Below are 13,058 nucleotides of genomic sequence, written 5' to 3' on the forward strand. Positions count from 1 at the left end.
TCTTTTTGGTTATAGTTAGGCTCCCTCCTGAGCTTGAGGGCCGGGTGAAAAACGAGCGGTAAAATAATGCATGATCATCGGTAGGAAGGCGAGAAGGAAGGTCGATACCCCAAGGGTGATCAGGGCATACTCGCGAATGGTAAGCTGCAACTTGTCTTCCTCGATTTTCAAGGTCCCCAAACCTTTGAGTACGTCGGTAGGAACATGCGTGCTGTTGCCGTCGTGATAGGCGCCGCCAAGACGAGTGGCGATCTGTGAGAGTGTGCTGACGTCCTGTCTGGACTGTGTGCCGTCAATGAAAGTGCCTTGTTTAGGATCGCCAACACCCAGTACGAGGGTGGAGCCAACGGAGGCCGGAAGTTTAGGCATGCCGCTCGCTGGTACCGTATCGCCGTCTGAAGCGATGACGAGTGTCGCCGAGCCCGCTGGCCAGTCTTTGGCTATCTCAGCGACTTCTTGAATGCCGTCGAAGAGTCGGGTTTTGCCGGGAGGGAAGACGCTGGATAGAGGCAGGCCATCGAGGAAGTTCAGTATGACTTCGACATCGCGGCTTTCTTTGACGACGGGTTTGGCGCCGTTGTACACAGCCACCATGCTGAAGTGAAGTTTGTCGTCTGTGGTACGTTGCAGAATCGATTGCAGGAGGGCTGAGGCGCGCTCAGTACGAGAAGTCTTAGAGCTGCTTTGACCTGCATCCTGGAGGCGCATGGAGGGGGAGACGTCCAAGAGAAGGACGAGATGTCTTCTCTCCACAGCAGGAACTTCTTCCACGACCTGATTGCGGTGAACCTTTGGTTTGCCAAGGAAAAGGGTGGCTGCAGCCCAGGCCATGGCTGCTAGAGCGAGAACTCTGAGGATGGGGACAATGTAGACGATGGCTGGAATGGAGGCGTCTGTGCCGAAGGCGAGGTGGCGTACCCGCATGACGCGGCGTGAGTGCACGAGTTCGGCGCCAGCGGTGAGGATGGCGGCTGCGATAGCAATCAGTATGGCTGGTGAAAATGGCATTACCAAGGAGTGTAGCGGAGTCCGAAAAGGGTGAGAATATAGGTGCCGGCTACGGCAAACAGAGCGATCACGTAAGGCGTGTAGTGATCCACGGGATCAGGAGTCAGCCGCTTGAAAGGAGCTTTCTGCATCTGATCAATATGAGCAAAAACTTCTGTGAGGGCCTGAGGGTCGCCTGCGGTGAAGGTGCTACCTCCTGTAGCTTGAGCAATCATGGTCACCTCTGCCGGAGCTTCCCCTTGACCGATATGGATACCGTAGAGAGTGATGTTGTTGTCTTGCAGACTTTTGGCGATTTTCTGGTCGTTTCCGTTGCTAAGGTCGTAGCTATAACCATCAGAGATGAGGATGATCACTCGGTCTCCACCGTCAGACTGTAGCAGGAAACGCTCAGACTGCTTGAGCGCGCTGCCAATCGCAGTGCCTCCGCGGAACCAGTTAGGAAGATTACTCGGGTGGAGGAAAGGAGGGGCACAAGAGAATGAGGACGGGTCCGTGGTGAGTGGAACCCAGCGCAAGTTGTCATCACCGAAGACAATCAGTGAGAAGGCATCCCCTTTGCGGTGGGTGAGAAATTCATTCAAGGAATCCATCGCTACTCCGTAGGCGTCTTTATTGCCAAACTTGGCAGTCATAGAGCCTGAGACGTCGAGGCAGAACTGGATGTTAGTCAGTTCCCGCTCAGACTTGGGGCGCTCAAAGCGGCGTGGACCGGCAAGGATGACCACCACCAGGGCGAGGATGACTGCTGGCAGACTGTTGGCGAGATTCAGAAGCCGTGATGTCCAGCGAGCACTTGGAGTATCCTTGTGGTCGAATGGTAAGGCCAGGGCGCGTGTGTGCTTTCTCCACGTGTAGATGACGAGAAGCACAGGAATGATGAGGGCGATGAGAACCGTTGGGTGTGCGAAAGACATTAGGTGATTACTGATTCTCCTTCTTGAAAGTGGTGAGTAGAGGCTCGATCTCCTTCTGGGTCACGGAGGCTGATGGGGCATGCAGCCAGTGTTCGATCTTGAGGACGAGTGGTGAGGCCTCTGTATGGGTGCGAAGCTGAGTGATTGCATCAGCCGTTGGCATGAACTCGAGCCCTGGCACTTGTTTCTTCCAGTGACCAATGATGAGGCGCTCCAGTTCAGCTTGCTGATTATGGCTTAGGTCACCATGAGCAGTGGCGAGAACGAGTTCTTGGATTTTCTCATAGGTGCTCAGTTTGATTTCTTCAGCTCCAGATGCGTCTTTGTTCTTCTTACGGTAGAAAAGAATCAGCAGAAAAATGAGAATCCAGACTGAAGCCAGAGTCCAAAGCATCACCCGGTAGTTGCTAAGGTTGGAGGGCGTGGAGTAGCTTAGCTTCTGTGGCTTGGGGAGAGTGTCTGCCGGGTGTTGAACGGTGACCTCAAGTGCCGTGTCCAGCTCGCTGACAGGCTCTTTGCTGTCGGCATAATGTAGGTACTTGCTTAGCTGGTGCGTGCCAGGATCTAGTCCGTACACCTCCATGTCATAGCGGAAGCCTTCAGAGGCAGGTTTGATCTCTAGGATGCGGATCACCAATGAAGAAGAAAGGTTCTTGCGTGGAATCGGCTCTACCTGACTGCCTGGAATGTAGACGTCCGTTACTTTGACTGGCATCCCTAGAGGGCTGCTTTTATCCTCAGCGTGGATATGCTGCATGGGCAGCAAAGCTAGGAGCGCTGGTAGCAGGAGGAATAGGTAGATGTGCTTGAATAGTCTCATCGGGTTTATCTAGTGACCTAACAGATGGCGTGACTGGAGGAAGAGCCTCAGGCGGGCGAGAATGGGTTTATTCGTGTAAATCGGTAAGTGATCCACGGCAGCTTTCTTGAGAGCGGTGGATATTTCCTCCAAGTCTGAGAACTCTTTTTTGGCTGAGATGGTAAAGCTGTGCCCGGATTCCACTTCCTTACCGCGGATGAATCCAGCGCCGCTCAGGTTGTCTTCGGCCGGATCGCGCAAAATAAGACCGATCACATCGTGTTTCTGATTGAGCCGCTTGATGGCTCGCATTGCTTCAGAGTCGTGAAAATCCGAGATGACGAAAATCAAGGTGTTGTCTCCCAGCGTGGGGCTGAGTGAGAGAAGTTTTTGACCGAGATGGGTGCTCTCGTGGAAATCATAGTGCCTAAGCTCGTGCAGCCAGCGCATCACGGTATCTCTGGAGAGTGATGGCTTGATATTCAAGTCTCGGGATCCGGCTCCCATCACGCCGACAGGAGAAACCTGATCCAAGCAGGTGAGCGCCAATCCTCCTGCTAGCTGGACTGCCAGCTGGTACTTGGAAATCGGGGTCGAGGACAGTGTCATGGAGGACGAGGTGTCCACGATGAACCAGACTGGTAGGCACTTTGGGGTCTCGTATTCTTTGACGTGAACCACTCCAGTGCGTGCACTGATTCGCCAGTCGATGGTTTTGACCGGGTCTCCCTGAATATAAGGACGTGACTGCACGTACTCAATGCCCTGACCTAACATTTGTGAGCGATCCGTCCCATAGGAAAGCGAGTCCGCCAGTCGCTTGACGGCGATGAAGAACTGGCGGGAGTCCAGAGGGTCTGAATGTTCTAACAGAGGCATTGGCTGTGAAGCTAGTTGGCTTAAATAAGAGGATTAGGAAATGGATTCCTCGATGATTTCCTGAAGGACACCGTGTGGTGTCTTGCCTTCAGCTAGAGCCTCGTAGTTCAAGCGGATACGGTGCAGGCAGACATCGTCAGCAAGCGCGAAAAGGTCTTCTGGGATCACGTAGTCACGAGCATGAATGAGGGCGCGTGCGCGGGATGCTTTCAATAGAGAAATACCAGCACGTGGGGAGCAGCCGACTTCAAGATCTTTGTGATGGCGAGTACGCTCGATGATGTTGACCGTGTGCTTGAGGAAGACATCACTGACGTGCACGTTGTAGACGGCTTCCATGGCTTTGACCAAATCATCGGAGGAGCCGACGGTGTCATCGGTGATCATGTCGAACTCGGAGCGAGCTACGGCGCCACTACCTTCACGTTTGACGCCGAGCTTGAGGTTACGGCGGAGGATTTCCTCCTCGTCCTCTGGTGTCGGGTAAGACAGGCGGTGACAGAGCATGAAGCGGTCAAGCTGGGCTTCGGGCAGTTCGAAAGTACCTGATTGCTCAATCGGGTTCTGAGTCGCAATGACGAGGAATGGGGTCGGAAGAGCAAAGGATTGGTTGCCGAGAGTCACCTTGCGTTCCTGCATGGCTTCCAGCAGGGCGCCCTGCACTTTTGGGGCTGCACGGTTGATCTCATCCGCCAGCAGCAGGTTGGTGAAGATCGGGCCTTTGTGAGTACGGAAGCTTGAGGTCTTTTCATCGAAGATCTCCGTTCCAAGAATATCTGAGGGAAGAAGGTCGATCGTGAACTGGACGCGGCGGAAATCGAGGTGCAGCGACTGGGAAATCGTGTTTACCAGAAGAGTTTTGGCCAGTCCGGGCATGCCCTCGAGGAGAAGGTGACCTGATGTCAGTAGGGCGATCAAGGTGCGCTCCACTACAGTATCTTGGCCGACGATGATTTGTCCCACGCGATTGCGGATGTTATCAAGATAAGCGGCGGTGGAGTCGATATTGGTGGTCATAGGTGATTTGCTGGATAAAGCGGGTTAGTGTGGAAAGCGGAGACGACTGCGATTTGGGCAAAAGGCAGCGGAATTTAGCTATAAACGCTACATTTTTGGCATTTTGTTTAAAAAACTACGCGAAAAGTGAATCCTGGTTTCATTGGGCGATGAGCTTTTGTCTTATTCTGGAGACAAAAATGGCCCACAGAGTCTGTGGGCCATTGGTGTACAGAGTAAGAAGTAATCTGGTGCTTTATTCCACGATCATGACGCCCTGCATGACCTGCCAGTGGCCAGGGAAGGTACAGATGAATGGGTACTTGCCCTTTTCCTTGGGAGCGACGAAGTAGGTGGTGTGCGTGCCTTTCGGGTCGACTACCTTGGTGAAGGCTACGACGTCAGCTTTGTCGTCAGGGACGTAGCTCTTCTCGAGAGCTTTCGGGTCATTCATCATCTTGAAGGCGGCTTCGCCGACTTTCTGTTTCGCGCCGGGCTTTACGATAACCAGATTGTGCGGCATGGAGTCCTCATTGTGGAGCACCAGGGCGACTGATTCACCGGCCTTCACCTTGAAGTCCTTCAAGTTGTACTTGAGCCCCATGATGGTCTTCACCTTGACCTGGCGGGCGTGCTCGTCGACTTTACCTGACTGAGTATTGAGGTCGTCCTCTTTGCTATTGTTAGAATCACGGTCGCTCATCAAGTGGAACTCACGGTCTTTGGTTTCGTTCTTAGGCTGGGCACCAGCGAAGTTGATGAACTTGCCGAGATGGACGATGGTCGGGAAGATGTCTGACTGGAATTTCACGCCCTCCTTGGATTTGAGGTGCATGCGCAGCTGCATCTGCATGGCCGGTTGCAGGTCTGGGATTTCCACGAAGAGTGACTTGCCGTCCTCGGAAAGCATGGCACTGGTGACGGGCAGTGGATCATGGCCGAGAGATTCCGGGTTCTTGACGGAGTATTCTGGAGAACCGTACTGGCGGGAATTCTTGTAGTTCCACATCTGGGCAAAGTGGTTGGCTTTGTTAGAGGCGAACTTTGCATCCAGGGCTTCCGGGAAATTTACTTTGATGCCGTTGTCAAAGACCTCATAGCCTACCGGCTGGTGTATATCCTTGCCAGTGTATCTGAGGCGGTGGAGGCAGCCGTCATGGATGGCGTAGTCGCCCCAGCCATCGAGGCCGACCAGATAGACCTGGCCGTCGGCTGGATTGACCGCTCCGCGGGTCACGCCAGAGAGGAACTCTCCGGGCATCGGAACGGAGGCGATCTGTCTGTGGCCTGTCGTTTTGGCATTCTCATCGAAGAGAATCTGGTACCAGGAACCATAACCGTAACAAATACCGATGAGGGTCTTGTTCTTGCCAAGAGGGCCCCAGCGCTCGCTGTCGACTTCAAGGAAGCCTCCGGTGGAGTTGTCCACGCCACGCGGTACATAGCCCAGAGGAATGCTCAGCGCGTCCTTGTTTTTAAATCCGTGGTTGTCTCCCTTCTTGAGTTCAATGACGGTGGAGGTCGGAGTATTGGTGCCTTCCTGTGGGCCCACGAGGATGGTGTCGTCAGACATTTTTCCAAATCCCATGCAGTTACGCAGACCTTTGGTCAGTTCCTCGCTCGTCTGGCCGTCTGGTGAAATTCGGTAGGCCGCCCATTGGGCCACTAGGTAGGTGTATCCCTTGGAATCACGCTCCATGCCAAAGGTGTGAGTGTGGCTGCCGGGAAGACCTTGAAAGGCATTGGAGAAGTTGCCATAGAAGTCAGCTTCGCCGTCGCCATTGAGGTCTTCCACAGTCGTGATCTGCTCACGCTCGAGAACGTGGAGCTTGCCGTCCCAGATTTTCATACCGAAGGGCTGGTTCAGACCAGTGGCGAATTTATCCCAGGTGACTTTGCCATCCTTTGAAGTGAGGCCGGTCACCTTCCAGATTTCACCCATAAGTGTGGAGATGTAGGCAGTGCCTGACTGATCAAAGACGATGTCCGTGAAGAACATCAGCGACTTGTTTTCATTCTTGAAGGGAAGAGGAATGGTGTCCACCACGTAGGCGGCATCATCGGCTCCGCGCTTGATGTCCACGGTATAGGTGTCGCTCCACTTGCTCTTGCGCTCATGAGCCAACTGGGAAAGAGCTGGCTGAGATGCCTTGGTGCCGGAAGAGGCGAGCCCTTTGGAGGCAGCGGACTCGTCGGCACTGAAGTAGATCTCCACAGAGCTTCCTTTGGCCATGCCCTTGAAATGTACGAGGAGCATGCCATTGGTGACTTCCAGACGACAGTGCTCCTTGTCTGAAACGAGAGCGGACCAGGTCTGCTTGCCGGCAGATCCTGTCAGAGTACCATCGCTCAGAGTTTTGGCGTCCCCCTTGGCTTCAAACAGGGCAAGGGTGGCATTCTTCAGGCCATTGGTGAATTCTAGCCTGCGGCAGAGGACCTTGTTGTCCAGTTCTGAGACGTGATCCAATACGGTGGAGCCACCAAGCTGGTACTCAAAGACGGGGCCGCAGTCGGCATCGTACATGCCGATGTATTTCTGCTCCTTCTTGTCTACCTGCCAGCCGATAGAGCTCGCATTGGCCTTCTGCTGACCACGGGACTTTCTGACCTTGCCGTCGGCAAAGCCTAGGATGGTCTTGCCTGCTGGTGCGGCACCACTGGAAGTACCCCAGCGGTAAGGATTAAAGTGAACAAAGTTCCCGTCCCAGAAGCGGGCGAAGGTGAGATTGGACTTGGCGGAGAAAACGGTGTGCAGGTGATTGGGGCCACCTAGCTGGATAGCAATGCTATCCGGAGATACTGGCCCCTGCTGGCCGACGAAGGATGACTGACCCATCTCATTCCAGCGGCCGTCCTTGTAGCCGTTCTGGTTGTGCTTGCCCCAGTGACCGTGCTCACCACCGTCCAGACCAGGATAGCTGGGAATGATGGCTGGGATCGGATTCTTGGGATCCATGTAGTAATCGGCCTGGCGCTGGTAGAAGTCGTAGAGGCGCTTCTCATTAGCGGTTTCATTGGCCAGTTGGTAGCCATCGCGGCCTTTGCTAGTGTCGGCATAAGGGTGCTTGCTCCCCTTGGCCACGTTGAGTTCAGCGGCGCCAGCCTGGGTGGCCAGCAGCGCGCCGAGGATCAAATGGGTATAGTGCTTTTTCATGATGCAGAGTTGAGTCAGAAGAAAGGATGTCGGCTGATGGTCCGGACTCAAGTGAGCAGCCTTCACCGCTGCTCGCTTCAGTACAGAAGCCAGTCTTCTGTTTTAATAATGTCTCGGAGGGATTGGGTATTAGACGTATGACAAACCTATGCAGAGATCAGAGACATCCTGAATGTCTTGCTGGATACGTTCCCCGGCAGGGCAAACTATCCTAAAAGGGAGCCAAAGCTTGTCATGCGCAAATTGTAAAGAAAAGCCCTAGGAGCTCCTAAGTAATAAGTTGGGGTTCTTCGAAGAAAGTGATGTTTTAAAACAAAAAAAGTGCGGCCCGGGATGGGCGCGCACTTTGGGAAAATTGATGATTGAGTCTGGAAGACTAGTCGACTTTCTCGGTCTTGTCGCCTTTCTTGCCTTTGCAACCGCCGCCTTTGCAGCCGCCGTCGGATTCAGCCATGGCGAAGCCAGTGAGAGCGAGGAAGCCAGTTGCAGCGATGATGGTATTCTTGATAGTCATAGGTTTCTTTTTTAGTTCGTTGTTTTTTGGCACGTGCCACTTGCACGCTTCTACTCAGAGGCGGGGAGTAGCTGGCTTATTCCGGGCAAAGGGAAATTTTTTTAAGACCCTCCTGGTGATAGCCGACTCGCCGACACAAAGTATCGTCAGGTGAAACTCCCGGGAGCTGGGAAAGTTGCGCGCTCGCTAAAAATTTTTCCCAGCTCTGAAAAGGAGAGTACAGGAGAGATCTGTCACAGGGGTCACAGGAAAGGTGTCGACCATCCCTGTGCTGCTGTGCTATGAGCTGGGGCAGTGTGCTATGAAAGTGGTTTTCCTAGATATTGACGGGGTGCTGGTAAACGGGCGCCAGATTACACCCTCATTTGATCACGGGGCGGTCAAGAGGCTGCATCATCTGGTGACCAGCCATGAGGCCAAGGTGGTACTCTCCTCAGACTGGAGGCATACCTGGGCGCCAGAGAGACTCTCCAAGGAGATTCTCTATCAGACGGGAGTGGAAATCCACATTGATGACGCCACACCCTCCAAGGTGAAGGATGAGGAAACCGGACTGTACCTGGCTGATATCCGTGGTGCGGAGATCCAAGCCTGGCTGGATGATAACGAGGTTAGTGCCTACGTGATCCTGGATGACATGGAACCGCGCAACTTTCTCCAGCATCAGTTAGGCAAGCACGTCTGGACGAATTTCCATACTGGCTTCACTCAGGAAAAGCTGCAGGAGGCGGATAGCGTGCTTTGTGGTTGAGATCATTTGATAGCTAGGATCAACCAGAGACTTAGAAGTAGTTTTGGGAGGTTGCCGAGATCTGGAAAGCGTACGCCGCGCTAGGGATTTCTCCCCGCTACTGTTACGAGGCGTTCATCGCAGCCAAGCATCTCCGCTTCGATAGGTTCAAGCAGTTGCTCTGGGAGGCGTGTGTGACGTTTCAAAAGCCGAGCCAGTGGCAGGATGTAAAACGGAAGCCAATCTCACGCGGGAAGAAGTACCGTTTACGTTGTCAGTTGCTGACTATCTCTCAGATTGTGTAGCAAACGAAATGCACAATCAATCCAGCTGCTTTACGTTACCGTCTGGAAAAGGGGGGGCCTGTTGAGAAGGCGGTAAGTATGGATCTCATGAGGGCTGAGATGACTAATGGAAGAAGGTGATGTTGCCCTTGATGGGCAAAAATTGAGTGAATATCAGATGTGACATTTTTCCAAAAGATCAAGTGATCTGAACTAAAATAGTCAGCAACAAAGTCATCGACACATCTCGACTTATCCTTTATTCCATGATATGTGAAACGTCTTTACTGCTCCATCCCCGCCGCCCGCAAGCCCCTGCTGAATATCAGCGGGAAGTAGACTAATTGTACTGTTCGGCCAATAATTATGAAGACACTAGCAACACTCACGGCCATACCGATTCTGCTCGGAACTACACTTGCTGAAGTTCATGACCGCATTGGATCATCTGGAGGCCCTAAGCACATTCATATAGAGACATACGACAGCACATCAAATGTTGTCCGCAAGGAGGTATTCGTTTTCAAGGCACACGTCATCTCAATCGAGGTCATTCCAGAATACAATGATCCCGCAAAGAACAAGGAAGAAGGGGGCCAATATTTCGTCAAAATCAACATCTCACGCATCCATCCGCAAACGCAGAATTCTGGAACTATAGGAGGCGCTTCCAGCGCATCATACTTCATTCCTCACAAGTCGAGGGCGGCCGCAATGGCCGCAGCCCGCAAGCTTGTTTCCGAAGTAACAAATGCCGAACAAGGCAGCGCACACCAATCCACTACCCGCCCCGAGTCGAAATCTAAATGATCATCTTTCCAACCCTTATCCCCGAAGTCTTAGCGCGCCCCCGGTAGTGAATGGGTGGCTTATGACGTTGTGCCAAAAACAAGATGCGCCTCTCCTCGATTCTGATTCTCACCATGGTGGCACTTGTAGGCTGCACTGAGAAGGAAGCCCTGATACCTGAATCCCAATCCCAAGACAACGCAGATCAGAAGATGACCACACCGGACGCTATGCCAACCGCCAAAGAAGATGCCCAAGCCTTAGTTGATGAGTTCATGCCGTTTGCCGAGCTGATGCTGACCAAGCACCGAGAGTTCTTTCCATTTGGTGGTCGGATGTCAGTTGGGGGTGAGATCACGCACGAGGGCGCTTCCGACGGAACTGAGCAGCCTCCATCGCAGACGTTGATTGATTTGCTGCGGCAGGCTCACAAGCAACAGGCGGCAAAGAAGGAGATCAGGGCCGCGTGCATCGTTTACGACATTCGCACCATCCCTCCTGGCAAGGCTGAGAAGCAGGATGTGATCGCCTTCGAGTTGGATCACCGCGATGACTATTCAGTGGTGGTAGTTTTCCCGTATTCGTTCGCCGGAGGTGGCGAGTTGCAGATTGAAGCGCCGTTTGCGTCACCGGGTGACGGAGCAATCTTCGCGAACTAATCGACAACGCACAACAAGATATGATGAGAAGGCAGCCAGAGGAGTGACTCTTCTAGTAGAATAGCCTTCCTTATGAATACGAAGATCCCTGAATACACTGTTTGAATCGACCTTGGAGATCAGAAGCATTTTATCTGTGTGCTGGACGATGAAGGCGTGCAATTGGAGTCGCGATTACTGGCGAATACGAAGGAAGCTTTCAAGCGGCTCTCGAATAAATATCCTAGTGAGTTGATCGTGATGGAGGTGGGGGCATTCCTCGTTGTAGATGGTCATCCAGTCGTGGACCATTTCCTCAGATCCCTCGGGTGCAGAGTACAAAAGCCTTCTGCGGGTCAAGCTTCAGCTGTAGCTGGAGTTCGAGTTGAATCCAATTTCCTCAGGCTGTTTGGTAACATAGCGCAGAGCGCATGAGGAGAGATGCTGCGTGGCTGAGCTACCGGCTACGGGTCATCGCCCAATGCGGATAAACTAACAAACAATGAATCACAAAATGCCCTGTCCCCAAACTTTGGTGTAGACCCAAGAAAAAGGACTTACAATCACTTGTAAGTCCTTTTAAGAAAGATGGTGCGCAATACTGGATTTGAACCAGTGACCTCTACCATGTCAAGGTATTGCTCTACCACTGAGCTAATCGCGCTTTTTGAAAGCTGTTATCCCTTGCGGGACTGGGGATGGGATAGTCCCGCAGGGATGGGCTTGCAAGAATTTTTTTCTAAATTTCGACAGCAACGGCGGAGATGACGCCTGGAGCAGCATTGAGAGCCTCGATGAGATCCGCTGCTGGAGTGGAGTCGAGCTCGATGATGCTGAGGGCATTACCTTCGGATTTGTTGCGTGCGAGGGAGAGGTTGGCGATGTTGAGATCGTTCTCGGCGAGCTTGGTGCCGACGAGGCCAACGATGCCCGGGCGGTCGTCGTTGCGGACGATGAGGAACTTGCCCTGGATGTTGGTGTCCACGTAGAGGTGGTCGATCTCGACGAGGCGTGGGGACTGGCCGATGATGGTGCCAGCCACGCGGAAGCGCTTCCCGTCCTTCTTGAGCTCGGCAACGATGAGTTCGGAGAACTCGGTCTGGGCGTTGATGGTGGACTCGATGAGCTCGAGACCCATTTCCTTGGCCACTGCCGGGGCGTTGACGATGTTTACCTGGCCGTCTGGGCGGGCTGCCTCGAGGTAGCCGTTAAGGACGGTGCGGGTGATGAGGGCGTAGTCCTTCTCAGCCACTGGGCCGTGGTAGGAGACGCGGAGTGCGTCCGGGTTGACCGGGCCAAGCTTGGCTAGGAATTTACCGAGGGACTTGCCGAGGCTGAGGTAGCCACCGACTTCTGCCAGAGCGGCTGCGTCGAGTGATGGCATGTTGATGGCGTTGCGGATCTCACCAGTGGTGAGGAAGTCGCGAAGCTGCTCGGCTACCTGGATACCTACGTTTTCCTGGGCTTCGTTGGTGGAAGCACCGAGGTGTGGAGTGAAGGCGACGTGTTTCGGTAGGTCGAAAAGAATGTGGTCGGCTGCAGGTGGCTCGTCTTCGTAGACGTCGAGACCGCAACCTGCGATGTGACCGGAGTCGATGGCTGCGCGGAGTGCTGGCTCATCGATGAGGCCACCACGGGCACAGTTGACGACGATGGCACCCTGGTTCATGAGGGCCAGGCGCTCAGCGTTGATGATGTGCTTGGTGTCGTCTGTGAGTGGTACGTGGAGAGTGACGAAGTCTGCGCCAGTGAGAGCCTCGTCCGGAGTGGCGGCGAGCTTGACCTTGAGCTGGTCAGCGCGGGCCTGGGTGAGGAATGGATCGTAAGCGACGACGTTCATGCCGAAGGCTTGAGCGCGCTTGGCGAACTCGGAACCGATGCGGCCCATGCCGAGAACGGCGAGGGTCTTCTCATTGATTTCGATACCTTTGAAGGCTTTACGGGCAGCCGGGAAGTCGCCGGAAAGAACTCCCTGGTGAGCCGGGCCGATGTTACGGGCGGCAGAGAGCATGAGGGTGAAGGCGAGCTCCGCAGTGGAAATGGTGTTTCCTGTAGGGGTGTTCATGACAATCACGCCGTGGTCGGTAGCGGCTTCGCGGTCTACGTTGTCCACACCGACGCCGGCGCGGCCAATAACCTTGAGGTTGGTAGCTGCTTCCAATACCTCGCGAGTGACCTTGGTTTGGGAGCGGATGACGAGGCCGTCGTAATCTCCGATGATGGAGATGAGTTCCTCTGGGGAGAGGCCAGTGTTTACGTCGACTTGAAGGTCAGGGTTAGAAGCCATGGCTTCTACGCCTTTTTCAGAGATGGGGTCGGAGACGAGGATACGTTTTGTTGCCATAATATT

The 13,058-nt window shown here is 53.8% G+C and carries 11 protein-coding genes and 1 tRNA gene; 3 read left to right on the forward strand and 9 right to left on the reverse strand.

Annotated elements, in window-relative coordinates:
- Positions 1-15 precede the first annotated feature (15 nt).
- From BUB27_RS14470 to BUB27_RS18945, 7 genes are all read right to left on the reverse strand, one after another.
- Positions 16-1,008 (reverse strand): vWA domain-containing protein, encoded by a 993-nt coding sequence (locus BUB27_RS14470; protein WP_143184574.1) that lies wholly within the window; start codon positions 1,006-1,008, stop codon positions 16-18.
- Positions 1,008-1,925: a vWA domain-containing protein gene (locus BUB27_RS14475; RefSeq protein WP_143184575.1), complete on the reverse strand. Its 918-nt coding sequence runs from the start codon at positions 1,923-1,925 to the stop codon at positions 1,008-1,010. Before BUB27_RS14475 ends, BUB27_RS14470 begins: the two co-directional genes overlap by 1 nt.
- 7 nt (positions 1,926-1,932) lie before the next feature.
- Positions 1,933-2,745 (reverse strand): hypothetical protein, encoded by an 813-nt coding sequence (locus BUB27_RS14480; RefSeq protein WP_143184576.1) that lies wholly within the window; start codon positions 2,743-2,745, stop codon positions 1,933-1,935.
- 9 nt (positions 2,746-2,754) lie between these two features.
- Positions 2,755-3,603 (reverse strand): DUF58 domain-containing protein, encoded by an 849-nt coding sequence (locus tag BUB27_RS14485; RefSeq protein ID WP_143184577.1) that lies wholly within the window; start codon positions 3,601-3,603, stop codon positions 2,755-2,757.
- Between the two features lie 33 nt (positions 3,604-3,636).
- Positions 3,637-4,620: an AAA family ATPase gene (locus BUB27_RS14490; RefSeq protein ID WP_143184578.1), complete on the reverse strand. Its 984-nt coding sequence runs from the start codon at positions 4,618-4,620 to the stop codon at positions 3,637-3,639.
- A 235-nt stretch (positions 4,621-4,855) separates the two neighbouring features.
- Positions 4,856-7,753 carry a plastocyanin/azurin family copper-binding protein gene (locus BUB27_RS14495; RefSeq protein ID WP_143184579.1) on the reverse strand — a complete coding sequence of 966 codons (2,898 nt, stop codon included), beginning with the start codon at positions 7,751-7,753 and terminating at the stop codon, positions 4,856-4,858.
- A 376-nt stretch (positions 7,754-8,129) separates the two neighbouring features.
- A complete protein-coding gene (locus tag BUB27_RS18945; RefSeq protein ID WP_159434977.1) occupies positions 8,130-8,267 on the reverse strand; it encodes a hypothetical protein in 138 nt (45 codons plus the stop codon).
- A gap of 301 nt (positions 8,268-8,568) precedes the next feature.
- On the opposite strand from BUB27_RS18945, the gene BUB27_RS14500 reads away from it, so the two are divergent.
- The 3 genes from BUB27_RS14500 to BUB27_RS14510 all read left to right on the forward strand — a co-directional run bounded on the left by BUB27_RS14500 (position 8,569) and on the right by BUB27_RS14510 (position 10,729).
- The gene (locus tag BUB27_RS14500; protein WP_143184580.1) at positions 8,569-9,018 is read left to right on the forward strand and encodes an HAD domain-containing protein; all 450 of its coding nucleotides are present in this window, start codon (positions 8,569-8,571) and stop codon (positions 9,016-9,018) included.
- 629 nt (positions 9,019-9,647) lie between these two features.
- On the forward strand, positions 9,648-10,091 hold the full coding sequence (locus BUB27_RS14505; RefSeq protein ID WP_143184581.1) for a hypothetical protein: 444 nt from the start codon (positions 9,648-9,650) through the stop codon (positions 10,089-10,091).
- Positions 10,092-10,174: 83 nt separating this feature from the next.
- Positions 10,175-10,729, forward strand: a complete 555-nt coding sequence (locus BUB27_RS14510; protein WP_143184582.1) for a hypothetical protein — start codon at positions 10,175-10,177, stop codon at positions 10,727-10,729.
- A gap of 568 nt (positions 10,730-11,297) precedes the next feature.
- Here BUB27_RS14510 and BUB27_RS14515 read toward each other — a convergent pair.
- Both BUB27_RS14515 and serA read right to left on the reverse strand, forming a co-directional pair.
- A tRNA-Val gene (locus BUB27_RS14515) sits at positions 11,298-11,372 on the reverse strand.
- 75 nt (positions 11,373-11,447) lie between these two features.
- Positions 11,448-13,052, reverse strand: a complete 1,605-nt coding sequence (serA, locus tag BUB27_RS14520) for a phosphoglycerate dehydrogenase (RefSeq protein ID WP_143184583.1) — start codon at positions 13,050-13,052, stop codon at positions 11,448-11,450.
- Positions 13,053-13,058 lie beyond the last annotated feature (6 nt).

The organism is Rubritalea squalenifaciens DSM 18772, from assembly GCF_900141815.1.
Classification (GTDB): Bacteria; Verrucomicrobiota; Verrucomicrobiia; order Verrucomicrobiales; family Akkermansiaceae; genus Rubritalea; species Rubritalea squalenifaciens.